Source organism: Sutcliffiella halmapala, assembly GCF_050107295.1.
In the GTDB taxonomy this organism is placed as follows: Bacteria; Bacillota; Bacilli; order Bacillales; family Bacillaceae_I; genus Sutcliffiella_A; species Sutcliffiella_A halmapala_A.
On record NZ_JBNIKR010000001.1, the window covers coordinates 46,318 to 63,309 of the forward strand.

Genomic DNA, 16,992 nt, shown 5'->3' on the forward strand with positions numbered 1-16,992 from the left:
GGTCAATTTGAGGTTGACCCAGGTTCGTTTGGAAATTATAGTTAAATTAGAGTGACTTCGAATATAAGTGCAGTAGACATCGAGAGAATTTAATATAGAAGCATTTAAATATAAATATAGGATGATGGGAAAATGAAACGAGCGAGAGTAATATATAATCCAACATCTGGGCGTGAAGCGTTTAAAAAACACTTGCCAGAGGTTTTAGTGAGGTTGGAACAGGCTGGATATGAAGCCTCCTGTCATGCTACTACCGGTCATGGAGATGCGACGGTGGCTGCAAGGCTTGCGGTTGAACGCAGATATGACCTGGTTGTCGCTGCTGGTGGAGACGGAACAATCAATGAAGTGGTCAATGGACTTGCTGAACAGGATTATCGTCCACAGCTTGGAATCATCCCGGTTGGAACGACCAATGATTTTGCGCGTGCCCTTGACCTGCCGAGAGATGACATCATCGCATGTGTTGATGTCATTGCAAACGGAGTCCCGATGCCAGTTGATATCGGGAAAGCCAATGATCAATATTTCATGAACATCGCAGGCGGCGGGAAAATGACCGAGCTTTCCTACGAGGTCCCAAGCAAGCTGAAAACGATCATCGGACAGCTGGCCTATTACCTTAAGGGCATGGAAATGCTGCCTTCCATCAGACCGACCAATGTACAGATCGAATATGATGGAAAGATCTTTGAAGGCGAAATCATGCTGTTCCTCGTATCACTGTCCAACTCTGTCGGCGGATTCGAGAAGCTTGCACCGGACTCCTGCATGAACGACGGGATGTTTGATTTGATCATTTTGAAGAAAGCAAACATCGCCGACTTTATTCGTGTCGCGACGCTTGCTCTTCGCGGTGAGCACGTGAAGGATCCGCATGTAATCTACACAAAAGCCAACCGTGTCAAAGTCCATACCGATGAAAAAATGCAGCTGAATCTGGACGGAGAGTACGGCGGTCTGCTGCCAGGCGAATTCGTCAACCTGTATCGCCATCTGGATGTACTGGTGACGGAAAAACGCAAAGAGATTGAAATGAATAAGTGCAACTAAGCAGCGGGGCGACCTGTTGCTTTTTTACGTTCGGAATGCTTTCTAGGACCATTTTACCGAAAATAAAAAATTCAAAAAAATTAGCAATTTCTATGTTGACAATTCATATGTGTATGGTAGGATTAATTTTAATATCAAGCAGTAACAAACACAGCTAACATCGAACTAACAATAAAAGACGCTTATCTAGAGCGGCTGAGGGACTGGCCCGATGAAGCCCGGCAACCTGCTGAAAGCAAGGTGCCAATTCCAGCAAAATGGATACCCATTTTGGAAGATAAGGTGCAGCATGTTTAAGTATATGCGCCTTTTCCAAATGGGAGAGGCGCTTTTTATTTTCCAAGACTCAAGTTTGCTTACTGTCAGCTCCTGCGCTTTCCCCCCTTAGAGGCGTTGGAGCATTTGAATAGAGGAGGCGAGCCAATCTGAAATCGGCGGAATGGGAAGATGTCATGGTTCATTTGGAAAGAATGCTGCAAACTGTAAAGTTCGGATCTATCACCTTGGTGGTACAGGATGGAAAGGTCATTCAGATCGAGAAAAATGAGAAGGTTCGCCTTCGGAAAAAACAATAGGCGCTGACTAGACAAACTAGAGGCGGTCCTCCTGCATGTATACACACATGCAGGAGGGCTGCCTTTTTTCGTGGACAAGAAAGGAGCAGCTAAAAAAATGACGGAGAAAATAACGTATAAGAATTGGAGAGAATTATCGGATATTCCGATGGAGTCAAAAACAAAAGGTGCAAAGGAAGTGCTGGAATGGGCCTATCACACCTACAAGGACAACGATATCGTATATGCCTCAAGCTTTGGGGCAGAAGCGATGGTCCTGATTGACCTGATTCAGGAGGTGAAACCGGATGCACAGATTGTGTTCCTGGACACCGAGCTGCACTTTCCGGAAACCTACCAGGTGATCACGAAAATAGAAGCCCGGTTTCCAAATCTCCAAATCGAAAAAAGGAAGCCTGCGCTCACATTGGAGGAACAGGCAGCCATTCACGGAACCGCCCTTTGGAAAAGAGATCCGGGACGGTGCTGTCAAATAAGGAAAGTGGAGCCGCTAAGGGAAGCATTAACCCCTAAAGAGGCTTGGATATCCGGTCTTAGAAGGGACCAGTCGCCGACTCGTGCAGAGACGAACTTTCTGAATCGGGATGATAAGTTCCAGAACATCAAAATCTGTCCCCTCATTCATTGGTCGTGGGAGGAAGTCTGGTCGTACATTCGTGAACAAAATCTGCCCTATAACGAGCTGCATGACCATGGCTATCCGAGCATCGGCTGTTTTCCCTGTACGCAGGCGGTCAACGACGGGGGCGACTCCCGGGCAGGACGCTGGGTCGGCATCGGCAAAACGGAATGTGGCCTTCATACAAATTAGGGATGGTCAGAGGTTAAAGGAGGAAAAAACATGCTAGTTACCATAGCCGTTATCGTTGGTCTCTTTTTCGCCATGAATATTGGAGCGAGCGGTGCGGCAGCATCCATGGGAATTGCCTATGGATCAGGCGTTGTGAAAAGAAATGCAGCTTTGGTTTTATGTGGAACCGCGGTGTTCTTTGGAGCGTGGCTCGGCGGCGGCGAGGTGGTCAGAACGATGGGGAGCGGGATTGTGCCGCAAAGTACGTTTACCGTCGCGGTGGCACTGATTGTCATCACGTCTGCGGCCCTATCTTTATTTTTAGCCAACCTATTCGGCATCCCCTTATCCACAAGTGAAGTGGCGGTCGGGGCGGTAGTCGGCGCAGGAATCGTCTATCAATCTGTTTTTGCCGGAAAGCTTGCCTGGATTGTACTGTTTTGGCTCCTTACACCGGTAGTCGCTTTCTTCATCGCAATAGCGGCTGCCTGGATGCTGAAGCATAGATTCATAGACAAATGGGTGAAGTCCAAAAGGGCGGTCCCGGTCTTATCGGTCCTTGTTGTCGTGATGGGCGTGTTCGAAGCCTTCTCGGCAGGCATGAACAATGTCGCAAATGCCGTTGGTCCGCTGGTAGGAGCAGGCATCATGGACACAGAACAAGGAATTCTGTGGGGAGGGTTGTTCGTGGCGGCGGGAGCACTGCTGCTTGGGCAACGGGTGCTGGAGACGAATGGCAAGAAAATTACGGCGATCAGGCTGGAGGAAGGCTGTGTGATCTCAGGAACAGGAGCAGGAATAGTGACGGCGGCGTCCCTTTTTGGCATACCTGTCCCACTCACCCAGATTACGACTTCATCCATAATCGGCATCGGGTTTGTGAAACAGGGAAGAGCGGTGCTGAAAAAAGATATTGTCGTGCAGCTGCTGGTCGTCTGGGTTGTCTCCCCGGTTCTATCGATGGTGCTTTCCTACACCTTGATTCAGCTATTGATCGAACAGAATATGTATCCGGTCATTGCGATGCTCGGAGTGCTCGTTTCCGTGTTCGGGGTGAGATTTTTAATGCTTCGAACTACGGCGCAGGCAATCCCGGTATCGAGTAAAGATTAATTTTAAAAAAGAGAGGTTGAAGAAAATGTCCTTACCAACACCACATGGCGGCACACTCGTGCAGGCCTATCATCCAAATTATGATACGAGTCTTATAGAAAGGGAGATTAGGATTGACGCCATCGCCCTAAGCGACCTGGAGCTGATCGGTATCGGCCTCTTCAGCCCGTTGACAGGCTTTCTCGGAAAAGCGGATTACGAATCGGTCGTGGAAAGGCTGCGTCTCGCTAACGGGACGGTCTGGTCGGTTCCTGTGACCCTGCCAGTGACAAAAGAAGTAGCGGCAACTCTATCAAAAGGCGAAATCTATAAACTGACCCATGAAAAAGAAACTTACGGCGTGATCACTGTATCTGAATGGTTCGAACCCGACCTTTTCAAGGAGGCGAGGGAAGTATACAAAACCGATGAACTTGCACATCCGGGAGTCAAGCGGCTGTTCGATCGAGGCGACATTTATGTGGCAGGGAAGATCACCCTGATCAAGAAGCCGGAAAAAGGCGTGGCTGCAGACGTCTGGCTCGAGCCGAAAGAAACGCGGGAACTTTTTGAAGCGAAGGGCTGGAAAACGGTCGTCGGCTTCCAGACGAGAAATCCGGTGCACCGCGCGCACGAGTATATCCAGAAGGCGGCGCTTGAAACTGTCGACGGACTTTTCCTCAACCCGCTTGTAGGTGAAACAAAATCCGATGACATCCCGGCAGACGTCCGGCTCAAAAGCTATCGTGTCCTCTTGGAAAACTATTACCCGAAAGACCGGGTTCAATTGGCGGTCTACCCTGCAGCGATGCGCTATGCAGGACCGAGAGAGGCAATATTCCACGCCATCGCCAGAAGAAACTTCGGCTGCACCCATTTTATTGTCGGGCGTGACCACGCGGGTGTAGGGGATTATTACGGAACCTATGATGCGCAGCATATCTTCAGCAATTTTACCGAAGAGGAGCTTGGCATCAAGCCATTGTTCTTTGAACACAGCTTCTACTGCAATAAGTGCGAGGGGATGGCATCGGATAAAACCTGCCCGCATGGTTATGTTGACAGGGTCATTTTATCAGGGACCAAGGTGAGGGAGATGCTCCGTTCAGGAGAGTTGCCACCTTCCACCTTCAGCAGAAAGGAAGTAATCGAGGTATTGATTGAAGGACTCAATAAAGCAGCGGCCGTATAAGGAGGAACTTTTCCATGACAAAAGCAACGAACATCACCTGGCATGAAACTGCCATTACAAAAGAGGAGCGCCGGGTGCAAAACGGCCACGGGAGCAGTGTACTCTGGTTTACCGGTCTGTCCGGCTCCGGAAAATCCACGATCGCCAATGCCGTATCCAAGGAGCTGTACCGTCAGGGCATCAATGAGTATGTGCTTGATGGCGACAATGTCAGGCATGGATTGAATCGGGATCTTGGTTTCTCGGAAAAGGACCGCAATGAAAACATCCGGCGTATCGGGGAGGTGGCAAAGCTATTTGTCGACAGCGGGAAGATTGTCACCACCGCCTTCATTTCCCCATTTCGGGCAGACAGGGAGCAGGTCCGGAAGCTGTTTGAAGAGGCGGAATTCATTGAAGTCTTTGTTGACTGTCCGCTTGAGGAATGTGAAAAAAGAGATCCGAAACAGCTGTACGCCAAAGCGCGCCGCGGGGAAATCAAGGATTTTACAGGAATTGATTCCCCCTATGAGGCACCGGAAAAGGCGGAGATCACCATCCATTCTGAACAATTGAGTGTGGAAGAGTCGGTAACGACCATCCTTGACTACCTGCGACAACAGAAAATTATCTAGGAGGCGAACAAATTGGCATATGTAAAGCATTGGCAGGATAACGAAAAATTGAACAAGACGGAGAAGGCGAAGCTCGAAAAGGATGGACTGCGTATTCTCGATGACATCCCCCACTACGCGCAAAACGGTTTTGCGAGCATCCCTGAGGATCAGTGGGATCTATTCAAATGGGCGGGACTTTATCTTCAGCGGCCGAAAGAGGACGGCTATTTCATGATGCGGGTGAGTGTGCCATCGGGGATCCTGAACAAGCCGCAGGTCGAAACGCTTGCAGGGATTGCCCGTGATTACGGCCGGGGCGTGTTTGATATCACAACCAGGCAGGCGATCCAGTTCCATTGGCTGGAGATCGAGCAGATTCCGGATATTTTCAATCGACTCGAAGCGGTGGGGCTTTCGAGTGCCGGGGCGTGCGGCGACATCACGCGGACCATTGTCGGGAATCCGATTACTGGACTTGATCCGGATGAGCTGTTTGAAACGAGCACCATTGTAAAAGAGGTGTATAACTTTTTCCAGAAGAACGAGGATTTCTCCAACCTGCCGCGAAAATACAAAATGTCGATCAGCGCCAACAAAAAGAACGCATCGAACGCGGAAATCAACTGTGTCTCCTTTACGCCGGCAACAAAAGTGATAGATGGCGTGGAGACGAAAGGCTTTCATCTGAAAGTGGGCGGCGGCTTATCCTCAAGGCCTTTCCTGGCTGAGACGATTGATGTGTTCGTGGAACCGGACCGGACGCTTGAGGTGGCAATCGCGGTTACGACGATATTCCGCGATTTCGGCTACAGAGAGAAGCGCCATCTCGCCCGCCTGAAATTCCTAGTCGCCGATTGGGGGCCGGAAAAGTTCAAGGAAAAGCTCTTGGAATACACAGGTCCGCTGCCTATCAAAGGCGAGGAGCCGAATGAAGAATGGAATGCCGGCTATTTCTACGGCGTCCAGGATCAGAAGCAGGAAGGCTTGAAGTTCCTCGGCTTTAATGTACCAGTCGGACGCCTCGATGCCGAGGAGGTGTTCGAGCTTGCAAGAATTTCCGGACAATACGGGAACGGGGAGATCCGCACTTGTAACTCCCAGAACCTGATCATCCCGAATATCCCTGCTGAAAACGTGGAGGCACTTTTGAAAGAACCAATTTTCGAGCGCATCTCGATCAACCCGAATTCCTTCATCGGCCATGCGGTGTCATGCACCGGAATTGAATATTGCAATCTGGCATTGGTGGAAACGAAAGAACGGATGCGCCTTATCGCTGAGGAACTCGATGCACGGATCAGCCTTGATGTGCCGATCCGCATGCATATGGTCGGCTGCCCGAATTCCTGCGGACAGCGCCAGATTGCTGATATCGGACTGCAGGGGATGAAGGTGCGCAATGAAAAGAAGGAAATGGTCGAAGCCTATGAAATTTATGTGGGAGGCACTTTGAATAAAGGTGGGAAGTTCAATGAGAAGCTGAAGGGGAAGGTGGAGGCTGAGGATTTGACGGATGTGCTAGAGGAGCTGCTGCTCTACTTCCTGGACCAAAAAGAAATAGGGGAAACCTTCTTTGACTTCGTTGGTCGGGTCGGTGTGCCTGCCCTGCAAGACGTGCTCGATACTATTTTAGGAAAAGAAAACGATGGCATATCTATATCGGTTTGATGTCGCCCTTGAGGCCAGGGAAATTGTATCCGTTATTTTCGCAGAGAATGATGAAGCTGCTTTTCAGCATCTGGATGTGGAACTCGAGAAGTTCTATCTGAAAGGGCCAAGAGTGAAGGAAATTATTTTACGAGAGAAAAAGCGCCTGGGAAAAAAGAGCGGCTATATTTTAGATCCAGAGGAGAAAGGGTGGTAGTGGATGACCGGAAAGGTGTATTTAGTTGGTGCAGGACCAGGAGATCCCGATTTGATAACGGTGAAGGGGCTGCGCTGCCTTGAGAAGGCGGACGTCATCCTGTACGACCGTCTTGTAAATCATGAACTATTAAACTATGCAAAAAAAGAAGCCCAACTCGTCTACTGCGGAAAGCTGCCGCACTATCACACGATGAAGCAGGAGACAATCAACCACTTTCTCATCAAATATGCAAAGAAAGGGCTGCAGGTCGTGCGATTGAAAGGGGGAGACCCTTTCGTGTTCGGCCGCGGCGGGGAGGAAGCGGAGGAATGCGCAAAGAATGATGTGCCATTCGAGGTGGTACCAGGAATCACAGCCGGAATCGGGGCTGCCGCGTATGCGGGGATTCCTGTCACTCACCGTACATTAAGCAAGAGCTTTGCCTTTGTCACAGGACATCAGGCAGGGGATAAGGAAGCGGAGCACCAATGGGCCAATCTTGCATATGCGGTGGATACAATCTGTGTATATATGGGCGTCTCCCAGCTGCCGAACATTCTCCGCCACCTGTTGGAGAACGGCAAATCGCCGAAAACTCCGATTGCGCTTGTGCATTGGGGGACATTGAATGAGCAACGGACAGTAGTAGGTACGCTCGCCGACATTGAACGCAAGGTAAAGGAGGCGAGCATCAGCAATCCGAGCATGATTGTCATCGGGGAAGTGGTGAAGCTTCACGAAAGATTGCACTGGTTCGAGGAGGAGGTTGTCCCTCATCTACCAGTTGTTCATGGATAGAAAGGAGGTTGACCGACTATGTCAAAAGCGATTCTGTATATTGGACATGGAACCCGTTCCAAGCAAGGGGCGGAGGAAGCGAAGGGATTTTTGCAGAAGGTAATCGATAAAGTCTTTGTTCCCATTCAGGAAATCAGTTTTCTGGAGTTGACCGAACCGTTTATAGAAGAAGGCTTTGAGTGCTGTATAGCAAAGGGCGCTACGTATATTACGGTAGTCCCGATCTTTCTTTTAAAGGCAGGGCATATAAAAGAGGATATCCCGGAAGCGTTGGCGCCTTTGCGTGAAAGGTTCCCTCAAGTGAGCGTCGAGGTGGCTGAAGCATTCGGTGTGCAGGAGCGGATCGTCGAGGGAATCTGTGAGCTGGTGAGGGGTAGTGCCGGGGAGGTTAAGGCTGCCGACTCCATTCTGCTGGTGGGGAGGGGAAGCAGTGATCCTGCCATCCATGAAGCCTTTGCTTCTATAAAAGAAGGCATAGGTGAAAAGCTTGGAAACGTCCGGGTGGAGGTGTGCTATTTGGCGGCAACCACGCCTTTGTTTGCAGAGGGAATCGAGGAAATCAGCAGAGTGGCTGCGGCTAGAGTGATCGTCGTTCCGTACCTGCTTTTTGCCGGACTATTATTGAGTGAAGTGACACGCGAAGTGAAAAAGAGGCGACGTGCCGGTCAGGAAATCGTACTCATCGAGCCGCTTAGCCGTCATCAGACTATACAAGATATAGTCGTGGAACAGGCGTCAGGAAAGGAGGCGGAATATGCAGCCGCTGGTCATTGATTTGAGAGGAAAGATGGTAGTGATTGCGGGTGGCGGCAGAATTGCTGCGCGCAAGGCGAAGGTGCTGGATGCGGAGCTGGCGGATATCACCTTTATTGCCCCTGAATTTTCGCAGGAGGTGCTGGAGCTTTCCGTGTTGAAGGGATATAAGCTGGTGGAAAGGGGGGCATTGGCTTCTGATTTTGCCGAGGCTTTTCTTGTTATTCTGGCGACCAATAATCGGAAAGTGAACGCAGATTTGGTTCGTGCCTTGCCTCCTTCACAGCTCGTATGTGTGGTGGATGAATCTGGGGAAGGAAATGTCACCTTCCCTGCAACCGTGAGGCGGGGCCATCTGCAGGTGGCGGTCACATCCAATGGTGCCAGTCCCAAGCTGACCCGCAAGTTGAAAAGGGAGCTCGAGGAGCAGTTCGATTCCTCTTGGATTTCATATACGGAATTTCTTTCTGCGTATCGGGCGGTTGTGAAGCAGCTGGCTTTGTCCTTTGAGGAGAAGGGAGAGCTTTTGTGGGAAGTATTGGAGGAGAAGTACAGGCTGGATGAACATGCCCGTAATGAAAAGCTCGCCGAATTGGAGCTACAGGCCGGAAGGGTGATAGGTGGTTAGAGGGAGGGACGGTGGTCCCGCCCCGGCTATTCCAGCTCGATGACATAGGTATAGGAAATCTCACCATTCTCCCACTCAGCCAATACTTCATAAATGTACCGGCCTTTTTCAGTTGGGGTGCGGAATTTCCCTTCCTGCAATACTATTTCTTTTTCGCGTTCCTGCTCATTCCAGAGGTAGACCGTGAATGTAGGATCGCCGACAAGCTTAAAGGACATTTCCGTGTCAGGCGGAGCCGAAATTGCTTCAACGTTTTCTGCTATCTGGTTGGGAGAAGGAGCGTCTGTCTCCGTAACCTCCGTGGTTGATCCTTTTTTCACTTCCCAAGAGTAATTCCCTTTTTCTATTTTTTTCTCTTCACCGTCAATCACCACATACCCCTGTTCATCAGGCGGGTATATTTTATTCCCTTCAGCATCCGTTTCTCCTGTTTTGCCACAACCTGCTAATGCGAGTAGTAATAAAAGAAAGAATGCTGGCAAAATAAATCTTGATTTCATAGGTAATCCCCCTTTTAAAAAACTAGACGGCAACTGGCAGAAAAAGTTTCAAACGATGGCTTTGATCTGGTCTGCGTGATGGTGATCATGCTGAGCCAGGTCCGTAAAATAATCCGATAGTCTAATCGTAGTGGTACCGATTATAATTTCCTTTTCCCAATAGTACTCCTCGATTTGCTCAATCTCCTCCAACAGCTGCCTTCTGGTAGAGAGAAAGCGCCGGAGGGTCACCTGACTATCTTCCATTCTCGCATCCTTGGCCCCGAGTTCGTTCACGACCTTCGGGTTGGGTGCTGCCGGTAATGTTTCGCCAGTCAGAAAATAAGGTATTCTTTTATGTAGGACAAATTCATCCCATGGAATCAGATGGCCGATCACTTCTGCGACGGTCCATTTTTCTTGTGAAATGGGGGCTCTCCATTGTGACTCTGAGAGGTCGCCGAGTGTTTGTACCCACTTCATGAATTGTTGATGGTGTTGGATGATTTGTGCTTTGGTCATGTGCGTTCCCTACTTCCTTTTTCAGATTGGAGGAATGCCTCGCCTCCCTATTATTCTAGTTATACGGAACTATAAATGTAAAGTTTCAAAAAATCTGAAAATAGGGAAGCTATCCCTCTCCATTTTCAGGAAATTATGTTAAGATTTTAAACGAGCGCATCTTTTCTAAAAAGGAGGCAATCTAATGAGTGCCGGAAAATGTAAGGGCTTAATTTTTTCTGTCCTATTAGCATTCCTGCTTGGTGGTTGCAGTGCAGATACACAAACGAGCGAGCCCATGGAGGTAAGCCTTCATGAAATGTCCTTTTCGATGGAAGGGGACGAGGAACTGGGCCATCAGCTTATGACATATGATATCACTTTGACCCATAGTAAGGGGCTTGCGATAAATGTAGACAGCATCGAACCGTTGATTGCCGGGTGGATTGAAGAAAGAATGCTAGACCACGAGATAGTGGAGCTGGAGAAATTGGAAGGAACCGATTTAAGAATAAAGGGCAAGGTTATATTTGATTCTAATGAACTATCAAAAGAAGAAATGTTGGAATTGGCAGATCAGGATGAATCAGTGCAAGGGATCCTGTTTCAAACGGTTGCGGGAGCAAGCTACCAGGCCGTGAAAATAGGGACGAAGACAGAATTGATTGAGATTGGGGATTAGATTTATGCTCGCATACCCTTCACCCTCATCAAGGGAAGAGAAAATGAAGATGATCCGAACCGTTACGGATAGATTAATGGAAAGATACGGAGAGGGTATCATAGCGGTAGGTGTCTACGGTTCCACTGCCTATCAAAAAGAGGGCCGTTATTCGGATATCGAGATGCATGTGGTGACAAAGGACGGCGTATCGATTCCGGGCCATGAATTCATTTATGGCAAATTCAAGCTGGAGCTCAGCTGCCGCGAAAAGAGCAAGCTGTTTGAACGGGCAAGAAGGATGGATGACGGCTGGTCCATCTGGGCAGGATCATTTGTCAACGTTCTGGCCATCCATGATCCTGAAGGGATTTTTGCTGAATTGAAGGACGTACCGTTTCAGGCTTCGAAGGAATCGCTGCGGGACATGATGCGAACATTCATGATCTGGGAGCCTTATGAAACGATGGGGAAGATAAGGAACAACTATGAGAACGGCCATACTAGCTATATTCCGCTTGGTGCAAAGGACTTGGCCTGGCAGACAGCTAAATTGATCGGGCTGGCCAACCAGACATATTACACGACAAGGGCTCGCACCTATGAGGAGTCGCTGGATGTGGAGTCAAAGCCGGACGGCTACCGGGAGCTTGTGAAGTTTTTGATGGCAGGGGATTTGCGAGATAAAGAAACTCTCTACCTGCTCTGCGAAAATTTATGGTCAGGGCTTAATGCATGGTTTGAGGAGCTTGGGATCGACTACATGACGAACGAGCTTCCCTTTTAGGAATATTGACAATACATACCAAACTAGATATAATCTTTTCAAATATAAAAACGTGGAAGAGGACCAGTAGGATGGTCGCGTCTATTTAGAGAGGGTGCCGATTGGTGAAAGGCGCCTATGGATGTTCATCCGAACCTGCCTCGGAGTTCTGTATCGGATAAGTGTGAAGATGCAGCGGTTCAAAACCGTTACCATGGAAGAGTGTAAAGCGATGCTTTGAATGAGGGTGGTACCGCCAGAAATGGTCCCTTATACGAGCGTGGCTTTTTTTATTTGGCTCTTTTCGTAAAGTTTGTTGCTTTTGTCCGTAAAAAATCGGCTTTTGGATTTTTTACAGTTATAAGAACAAAAAATTCAAAAAAGAAAAAAAGCGAGCAAACCGGAAAAGAGCACGAAAGTAAAGGATATTGCGTGTGTATGTTGCATACGTCAAAAGCAACAATGTATGCGAAAACAGCATTTTATTTTGATAAAAGAGGTGTTTGCGATGAGCAAGAAGTTTGTGGAGAGAATTACCGGGATGGATGAGGATTTCGCGCAGTGGTATACCGATGTCGTGACAAAGGCGGAGCTTGTGGATTATTCAAGCGTGCGCGGCTCGATGATTATCCGTCCTTATGGCTATGCACTATGGGAAAATATCAGGAATGAGTTGGACCGTCGCATCAAGGAAACCGGCCACGAGAATGTGTACATGCCGCTTTTCATTCCAGAGAGCCTACTGCAAAAAGAAAAGGATCATATCGAAGGCTTTGCACCGGAAGTGGCTTGGGTGACGCACGGCGGTGACGAAAAGCTCGCGGAGCGCCTGGTTGTGCGCCCGACATCCGAGGTTCTGTTTGGTGAGCATTATAAAAACATCATCCACTCCTATCGCGACCTGCCGAAGCTGTACAATCAGTGGGCAAATGTGGTGCGTTGGGAGAAGACGACCCGACCATTCCTTCGCACGCTTGAGTTCCTGTGGCAGGAGGGGCATACGTGCCATGAGACAGATGAGCTTGCCCAGGAGGAAACAGTGAAAATGCTCGAGGTGTATGCGGAGATCTGCGAAAAGTTCCTCGCGATTCCGGTCGTGAAGGGCCAGAAAACGGAGAAGGAAAAGTTTGCTGGAGCGAAGCATACTTACACAATCGAAAGCTTGATGCATGACGGGAAGGCGCTGCAGTCCGCGACGTCCCACCATCTTGGTGACGGTTTTGCGAAGGCGTTCGGCATCCAATTCCTTGACCGCGAAGGCAAGCAGCAGTATGTACAGCAGACCTCATGGGGCTTTACGACACGCATCATCGGCGCGATGATCATGGTCCACGGCGACGACCGGGGCTTGGTCGTTCCACCTCGGATAGCTCCAACCCAGCTGATGATTGTTCCGATCGCGCAGCATAAAGAGGGAGTCCTTGATTTTACTTACGACTTGAAGGAGCGTCTGGCTGCAAGGTTCCGCGTCGGTATCGATGCGAGCGACAAGAAGCCTGGCTGGAAATTCAACGAGTACGAAATGAAGGGAATACCACTTCGCCTGGAGGCTGGTCCTCGCGATATCGAGCAGAACCAGGTCGTGCTCGTGCGCCGTGATACGGGTGAAAAGCTGACGGTATCGGTGGATGGATTGGAAACGACCATTGCTTCGGTGCTTGAGGATATCCAAGCGAGCCTGCTGGAAAAAGCAAGGCAGCATCGCGAGGAGAAGACGAGTGTCGCGTTGACATTCGACGAGTTCAAAACGCAGCTTGAGGAAAAGGCTGGCTTCATCAAGGCGATGTGGTGCGGCGAGCAGAGCTGCGAGGACAAGATCAAGGAAGAGACGAGTGCGACATCGCGCTGCATGCCGTTTGAGCAGGAGAACTTGGCGGATGAGTGTGTGTGCTGCGGTGAGAAAGCGAAGCATATGGTGTATTGGGCGAAGGCTTACTAGGTTTAACTTCATGCATGGGAAAGAGGGAAGCGAACTCCAGCACAATCTTGTGTGGAGGTTCGCTTTTTTGATTGGAATACGGTTTTAGGAAATTATGGTTCTGGCTAAGTTCTTTCCAGTTTTTGTATTTCGGACCGGTTATTGCACGAATTGGACCGATAATGGCAGGTTTCGGATCAATTATTCTCTTCACCGGATCGATTTGGTCCATTTTCCGCTCGATTACCCACACTTTTGGATCGATTAACTAATATCAGCCTCTAACTAAGACCGGCAATTACCTATTTTTCATAAAAGAAGGGTGCCCCTGTTCAACAGGATGCACCCTTCAAATCGTTATTGCCCTTCATAAATCCGCAAATTGGCGTAGATTTTCTCCAAAGTCGGGACAGAAATCCCTTTGTCTGCCGCTATCCCAAGCAAATATCCGAAAAAGTGGTCCGCCTCAACGGATAATCCTTTTTCCATGTCACGCTGCATGGAAGATTTCATGCCGGCTTCGATGCTGTGCAGCTTGTCCCAGTTCAGTTCCACGATATTTTCCGCAATCGGTGCATCGACACTGCGCATCACGGCCGCCACTTCATGCAAGGTATCTTTTATAGTAGCAGCCCCAAGTGAATCTTCCCTGATTGGCCCTATCGGGGAGCGGAAGAGAGTCGTGACACCTGCCAGAGTGGAGATAAACAGATACTTATGCCACATATCACGGTTGATATTTTCGGATAGGACAAAATTACTCTTCGTTCCGTCAAACACTTCAGCAAGCTTCAACACCCTTTCGGACCGCCTGCCGCTGCGTTCCCCGAAAACGAGATCATGGATGCCGCTAGTCTGCACGATGCTGCCCTCTGAATTCAGCGTCGATTCCACAAAGCACAAGCCGCCGAGGACATTCTTTTCATCAAATGCAGTAACGAGCTTATCCACATGCGATATCCCGTTCAACAACGGAACGATCATCGTCTTCGGTCCGACATACGGCACGAAGTCCGCAATTGCACCTTCCAAGTGATAAGCCTTCATGGATAACAAAATGACGTCATAGGCTTCCACTTGTTGACCGCTTGTTATGAGCGAAGGCTGCAATGCTGCATCCCCATGCACACTTTTGATGACCAGGCCGGTCGCCTCCAGCTGCTTTTTCCGCTTCTCCCTTACCAAAAACGTCACGTCTTCGCCTTTTTCCAACAGCCTGCCGCCAAAGTAGCCGCCGACTGCCCCTGCACCAACAACAAGTATTTTCATAGAGAGTTCCCCCTTCGACATTCTATATTTACTATTGTATCAGGGAATGGGAGGAATTGTTGCAAATAAGGTTCGGAATATTTGGGATGTTGGTAGAGATGAATGAAATCCCTTATGAATAATATGGTAATATTGTTAGTGAGCACCTAACCACTTGCCATTGGAACAAAACAATAGGATGTGTGAATGAATGAAGATACATAGTTTAATAGAGGAAAAAGCCAGAGAGATAGATTTTTCTGGTGTTGTATGGATGGAGGACAAAAATGGAGTTGTATATAAATCTTTTCATGGATATTCCAATAGGTCTGATAGATTGCCAAATAAGGTAGAAACCAGATTTGGGATTGCTTCCGGCTGCAAGCTCTTTACCGCCATTGCAATAGGCCGCCTGGTCCAGGAAGAGAAGCTGAATTTCGAGACGAAAATTAGTGAGGTACTTACTTGCGGATTTCCAAATTTTGATAAGAGTGTGACCGTTCATCACCTGTTAACCCATACCTCAGGAATACCGGATTATTTTGACGAAGAGGTGATGGAGGATTATGAGGCCCTGTGGAAAAGCAGGCCCATGTATCAGATAACGCAATTGGAAGACTTCCTACCGATGTTCCAGCACGGTGAAATGATGTTCACGCCTGGTGAGAGATTCCATTATAATAATGCCGGGTTTGTTTTATTGGGCATGGTGGTGGAACACGTCACCGGGGAAAGCTTTACTCATTATGTCGAGAAGAAAATATTTCTCCCGTGCGAGATGAAGGAATCCGGATATTTCTCCTTTGATCAATTACCTGCCGATACAGCGACAGGCTATATAGATAACGAAGACGGAACCTGGAGAAGCAATATTTATTCGTTACCGGTTAAAGGTGGAGCAGATGGCGGGGCTTATGTTACCGCACCTGATATGGCGAAGCTTTGGACAGCCTTGATGGAACGGGAATTATTGAATGAAGAAATCACAAGCCGGCTCCTCACTCCTCATGTAGAGGTTGGGAAAGATGAATATTACGGATACGGTGTTTGGATCGACAAACGAAACGATGCGATATATAAGTATCATGTGATGGGATATGATCCCGGTGTAAGCTTTGCCTCCGGTTACTATCCGGATTCTGGCAGCATATTGGTTATCCCTTCGAATAGAGGTGCAGGGCCACATAAGCTCATGGCTGTAGCTGAAGAATATTTTGAAAGGGGAAAATAATGCTCAATAAAGTTTTTCTATTTTTAGTGACCGTATTTTTGTTCTTCCTTTTCTATAGTGTGGATCAATACTTCAGTTTTCTTATTATAAATCGTTTCGTTGAGCTTGTGATTTATCTACTGGCAATCATTACAATAGTTCAGACGGTTGTTAGGTTGAATAACTGGCTGAAAACGCTCCGCTATAGTTTTCCAATTAAAGTCATCACCAGCTTTCTTCTTATCCTTTTCTTTACACATGAATTCTTTACGCCGTATTTTTATCCTGAAAATTATTTGAAAAAGGTCGGGATTGAAAAAATAGAGATGTATCACCAGCTAGCCAGTCCGAATCTTAACGCCAAGGAACGGGAAAGACTGGCGGAAGAAGCACTTGTCAAGGAAATGGTTGCTCACTTTATCATAACGGAATCCTACCCCAATATTGGTAGTTTGGAGAACATAGAAGTGATAGATTTCAAAAGGAACTATTCCCAGTATGAGTTGTTAATCGAAGCTGAACAACCTGATGGGAAAAGAACGTTTCAGTATACGTTCGCAAAAGAGGGATTGGATTTTAAAATAATCGGGTTTGCACAACTTGATTAGATGGCTGTATGTCCTCAAAATAAAAAGAAGAGGCTGGGACAAAACTAAAAATTGCTAATAAAAGACGAACAATATAGGTGCCGGCTCTAAATACCGCTATTGATTTCCGTGCAAGACTTCGCTTTCCGCGGGTGACCCGTGAGCCTCCTCGGCTTCGCCTGCGGGGTCTCACTTTGGCCACTTCTCCCGCAGGAGTCTTCGTCTTGCACTCCAATCAACCGCTGGTGTAACCTAAAACTAATCGAATACTTCAAAAAAAGACCCGAACTAATTTGATT

20 protein-coding genes, 1 pseudogene, 1 riboswitch and 1 other annotated feature are annotated in these 16,992 nt (G+C 48.3%); of the genes and pseudogenes, 17 read left to right on the forward strand and 4 right to left on the reverse strand.

What is annotated here, in order from left to right; genetic code table 11:
• Window positions 1-132 precede the first annotated feature (132 nt).
• From ACQCT5_RS00235 to ACQCT5_RS00285, 11 genes are all read left to right on the forward strand, one after another.
• A complete protein-coding gene (locus tag ACQCT5_RS00235; RefSeq protein WP_499637577.1) occupies window positions 133-1,053 on the forward strand; it encodes a diacylglycerol kinase in 921 nt (306 codons plus the stop codon).
• A 179-nt stretch (window positions 1,054-1,232) separates the two neighbouring features.
• Window positions 1,233-1,337: riboswitch (SAM riboswitch) on the forward strand.
• A 168-nt stretch (window positions 1,338-1,505) separates the two neighbouring features.
• Window positions 1,506-1,628, forward strand: a complete 123-nt coding sequence (locus ACQCT5_RS00240; protein ID WP_499637580.1) for a YezD family protein — start codon at window positions 1,506-1,508, stop codon at window positions 1,626-1,628.
• 97 nt (window positions 1,629-1,725) lie between these two features.
• Entirely contained in the window at window positions 1,726-2,439 is a 714-nt protein-coding gene (locus tag ACQCT5_RS00245) for a phosphoadenylyl-sulfate reductase (RefSeq protein WP_499639061.1), read from the forward strand.
• 30 nt (window positions 2,440-2,469) lie between these two features.
• On the forward strand, window positions 2,470-3,531 hold the full coding sequence (gene cysP, locus ACQCT5_RS00250) for a sulfate permease (protein ID WP_499637582.1): 1,062 nt from the start codon (window positions 2,470-2,472) through the stop codon (window positions 3,529-3,531).
• Window positions 3,532-3,556: 25 nt separating this feature from the next.
• Window positions 3,557-4,702: a sulfate adenylyltransferase gene (gene sat / locus ACQCT5_RS00255; protein WP_499637585.1), complete on the forward strand. Its 1,146-nt coding sequence runs from the start codon at window positions 3,557-3,559 to the stop codon at window positions 4,700-4,702.
• 14 nt (window positions 4,703-4,716) lie between these two features.
• The gene (cysC, locus tag ACQCT5_RS00260) at window positions 4,717-5,316 is read left to right on the forward strand and encodes an adenylyl-sulfate kinase (protein ID WP_499637588.1); all 600 of its coding nucleotides are present in this window, start codon (window positions 4,717-4,719) and stop codon (window positions 5,314-5,316) included.
• A gap of 12 nt (window positions 5,317-5,328) precedes the next feature.
• Complete coding sequence (locus ACQCT5_RS00265) at window positions 5,329-6,966, forward strand: nitrite/sulfite reductase (RefSeq protein ID WP_499637591.1); 1,638 nt, start codon at window positions 5,329-5,331, stop codon at window positions 6,964-6,966.
• Window positions 6,944-7,162: a DUF3906 family protein gene (locus ACQCT5_RS00270; protein ID WP_499637594.1), complete on the forward strand. Its 219-nt coding sequence runs from the start codon at window positions 6,944-6,946 to the stop codon at window positions 7,160-7,162. The genes ACQCT5_RS00265 and ACQCT5_RS00270 overlap by 23 nt, the downstream gene beginning before the upstream one ends.
• A gap of 3 nt (window positions 7,163-7,165) precedes the next feature.
• Window positions 7,166-7,942 carry a uroporphyrinogen-III C-methyltransferase gene (gene cobA, locus ACQCT5_RS00275; RefSeq protein WP_499637597.1) on the forward strand — a complete coding sequence of 259 codons (777 nt, stop codon included), beginning with the start codon at window positions 7,166-7,168 and terminating at the stop codon, window positions 7,940-7,942.
• An 18-nt stretch (window positions 7,943-7,960) separates the two neighbouring features.
• On the forward strand, window positions 7,961-8,716 hold the full coding sequence (locus tag ACQCT5_RS00280) for a sirohydrochlorin chelatase (protein WP_499637600.1): 756 nt from the start codon (window positions 7,961-7,963) through the stop codon (window positions 8,714-8,716).
• Window positions 8,697-9,323: an NAD(P)-dependent oxidoreductase gene (locus ACQCT5_RS00285; RefSeq protein ID WP_499637603.1), complete on the forward strand. Its 627-nt coding sequence runs from the start codon at window positions 8,697-8,699 to the stop codon at window positions 9,321-9,323. The genes ACQCT5_RS00280 and ACQCT5_RS00285 overlap by 20 nt, the downstream gene beginning before the upstream one ends.
• Before the next feature lie 26 nt (window positions 9,324-9,349).
• On the opposite strand, the gene ACQCT5_RS00290 is transcribed toward ACQCT5_RS00285, so the two are convergent.
• Both ACQCT5_RS00290 and ACQCT5_RS00295 read right to left on the reverse strand, forming a co-directional pair.
• The gene (locus ACQCT5_RS00290) at window positions 9,350-9,823 is read right to left on the reverse strand and encodes a hypothetical protein (protein WP_499637606.1); all 474 of its coding nucleotides are present in this window, start codon (window positions 9,821-9,823) and stop codon (window positions 9,350-9,352) included.
• A 48-nt stretch (window positions 9,824-9,871) separates the two neighbouring features.
• Window positions 9,872-10,324 carry a DinB family protein gene (locus ACQCT5_RS00295; RefSeq protein ID WP_499637608.1) on the reverse strand — a complete coding sequence of 151 codons (453 nt, stop codon included), beginning with the start codon at window positions 10,322-10,324 and terminating at the stop codon, window positions 9,872-9,874.
• A gap of 184 nt (window positions 10,325-10,508) precedes the next feature.
• On the opposite strand from ACQCT5_RS00295, the gene ACQCT5_RS00300 reads away from it, so the two are divergent.
• From ACQCT5_RS00300 to proS, 4 genes are all read left to right on the forward strand, one after another.
• Window positions 10,509-10,985, forward strand: coding sequence for a hypothetical protein (locus ACQCT5_RS00300; protein WP_499637611.1), 477 nt, complete (start codon window positions 10,509-10,511; stop codon window positions 10,983-10,985).
• A 43-nt stretch (window positions 10,986-11,028) separates the two neighbouring features.
• Window positions 11,029-11,751 (forward strand): kanamycin nucleotidyltransferase C-terminal domain-containing protein, encoded by a 723-nt coding sequence (locus tag ACQCT5_RS00305; RefSeq protein WP_499637614.1) that lies wholly within the window; start codon window positions 11,029-11,031, stop codon window positions 11,749-11,751.
• 44 nt (window positions 11,752-11,795) lie between these two features.
• Window positions 11,796-12,004 (forward strand) — a binding site (T-box leader).
• Window positions 11,968-12,279 (forward strand): hypothetical protein, encoded by a 312-nt coding sequence (locus ACQCT5_RS00310; RefSeq protein ID WP_499637617.1) that lies wholly within the window; start codon window positions 11,968-11,970, stop codon window positions 12,277-12,279. (Overlaps the previous feature by 37 nt.)
• A complete protein-coding gene (proS, locus tag ACQCT5_RS00315) occupies window positions 12,239-13,669 on the forward strand; it encodes a proline--tRNA ligase (protein ID WP_499637620.1) in 1,431 nt (476 codons plus the stop codon). Before ACQCT5_RS00310 ends, proS begins: the two co-directional genes overlap by 41 nt.
• A 336-nt stretch (window positions 13,670-14,005) precedes the next feature.
• Here the strand turns inward: proS and ACQCT5_RS00320 are convergent, their stop codons facing one another.
• Window positions 14,006-14,917, reverse strand: a complete 912-nt coding sequence (locus tag ACQCT5_RS00320; protein ID WP_499637623.1) for a ketopantoate reductase family protein — start codon at window positions 14,915-14,917, stop codon at window positions 14,006-14,008.
• Between the two features lie 190 nt (window positions 14,918-15,107).
• Between ACQCT5_RS00320 and ACQCT5_RS00325 the strand changes: the two genes are divergently transcribed.
• Window positions 15,108-16,127, forward strand: coding sequence for a serine hydrolase domain-containing protein (locus ACQCT5_RS00325; RefSeq protein ID WP_499637626.1), 1,020 nt, complete (start codon window positions 15,108-15,110; stop codon window positions 16,125-16,127).
• Window positions 16,127-16,714: a hypothetical protein gene (locus ACQCT5_RS00330; protein ID WP_499637629.1), complete on the forward strand. Its 588-nt coding sequence runs from the start codon at window positions 16,127-16,129 to the stop codon at window positions 16,712-16,714. The genes ACQCT5_RS00325 and ACQCT5_RS00330 overlap by 1 nt, the downstream gene beginning before the upstream one ends.
• Here ACQCT5_RS00330 and ACQCT5_RS00335 read toward each other — a convergent pair.
• A pseudogene (locus ACQCT5_RS00335) lies at window positions 16,683-16,932 on the reverse strand (hypothetical protein). The gene ACQCT5_RS00330 and the pseudogene ACQCT5_RS00335 sit on opposite strands and share 32 nt — an antisense overlap.
• Window positions 16,933-16,992 lie beyond the last annotated feature (60 nt).

What these genes read in the sequence shown, in the direction of transcription:
- ACQCT5_RS00235 (WP_499637577.1), top strand. Translation starts at nt 133, where the DNA reads ATGAAACGAGCGAGAGTAATATATAATCCAACATCTGGGCGTGAAGCG.
- ACQCT5_RS00240 (WP_499637580.1), top strand. Translation starts at nt 1,506, where the DNA reads ATGGTTCATTTGGAAAGAATGCTGCAAACTGTAAAGTTCGGATCTATC.
- ACQCT5_RS00245 (WP_499639061.1), top strand. Translation starts at nt 1,726, where the DNA reads ATGACGGAGAAAATAACGTATAAGAATTGGAGAGAATTATCGGATATT.
- cysP (WP_499637582.1), top strand. Translation starts at nt 2,470, where the DNA reads ATGCTAGTTACCATAGCCGTTATCGTTGGTCTCTTTTTCGCCATGAAT.
- sat (WP_499637585.1), top strand. Translation starts at nt 3,557, where the DNA reads ATGTCCTTACCAACACCACATGGCGGCACACTCGTGCAGGCCTATCAT.
- cysC (WP_499637588.1), top strand. Translation starts at nt 4,717, where the DNA reads ATGACAAAAGCAACGAACATCACCTGGCATGAAACTGCCATTACAAAA.
- ACQCT5_RS00270 (WP_499637594.1), top strand. Translation starts at nt 6,944, where the DNA reads ATGGCATATCTATATCGGTTTGATGTCGCCCTTGAGGCCAGGGAAATT.
- cobA (WP_499637597.1), top strand. Translation starts at nt 7,166, where the DNA reads ATGACCGGAAAGGTGTATTTAGTTGGTGCAGGACCAGGAGATCCCGAT.
- ACQCT5_RS00280 (WP_499637600.1), top strand. Translation starts at nt 7,961, where the DNA reads ATGTCAAAAGCGATTCTGTATATTGGACATGGAACCCGTTCCAAGCAA.
- ACQCT5_RS00285 (WP_499637603.1), top strand. Translation starts at nt 8,697, where the DNA reads ATGCAGCCGCTGGTCATTGATTTGAGAGGAAAGATGGTAGTGATTGCG.
- ACQCT5_RS00290 (WP_499637606.1), bottom strand. Translation starts at nt 9,823, where the DNA reads ATGAAATCAAGATTTATTTTGCCAGCATTCTTTCTTTTATTACTACTC.
- ACQCT5_RS00295 (WP_499637608.1), bottom strand. Translation starts at nt 10,324, where the DNA reads ATGACCAAAGCACAAATCATCCAACACCATCAACAATTCATGAAGTGG.
- ACQCT5_RS00300 (WP_499637611.1), top strand. Translation starts at nt 10,509, where the DNA reads ATGAGTGCCGGAAAATGTAAGGGCTTAATTTTTTCTGTCCTATTAGCA.
- ACQCT5_RS00305 (WP_499637614.1), top strand. Translation starts at nt 11,029, where the DNA reads ATGAAGATGATCCGAACCGTTACGGATAGATTAATGGAAAGATACGGA.
- proS (WP_499637620.1), top strand. Translation starts at nt 12,239, where the DNA reads ATGAGCAAGAAGTTTGTGGAGAGAATTACCGGGATGGATGAGGATTTC.
- ACQCT5_RS00320 (WP_499637623.1), bottom strand. Translation starts at nt 14,917, where the DNA reads ATGAAAATACTTGTTGTTGGTGCAGGGGCAGTCGGCGGCTACTTTGGC.
- ACQCT5_RS00325 (WP_499637626.1), top strand. Translation starts at nt 15,108, where the DNA reads ATGAAGATACATAGTTTAATAGAGGAAAAAGCCAGAGAGATAGATTTT.
- ACQCT5_RS00330 (WP_499637629.1), top strand. Translation starts at nt 16,127, where the DNA reads ATGCTCAATAAAGTTTTTCTATTTTTAGTGACCGTATTTTTGTTCTTC.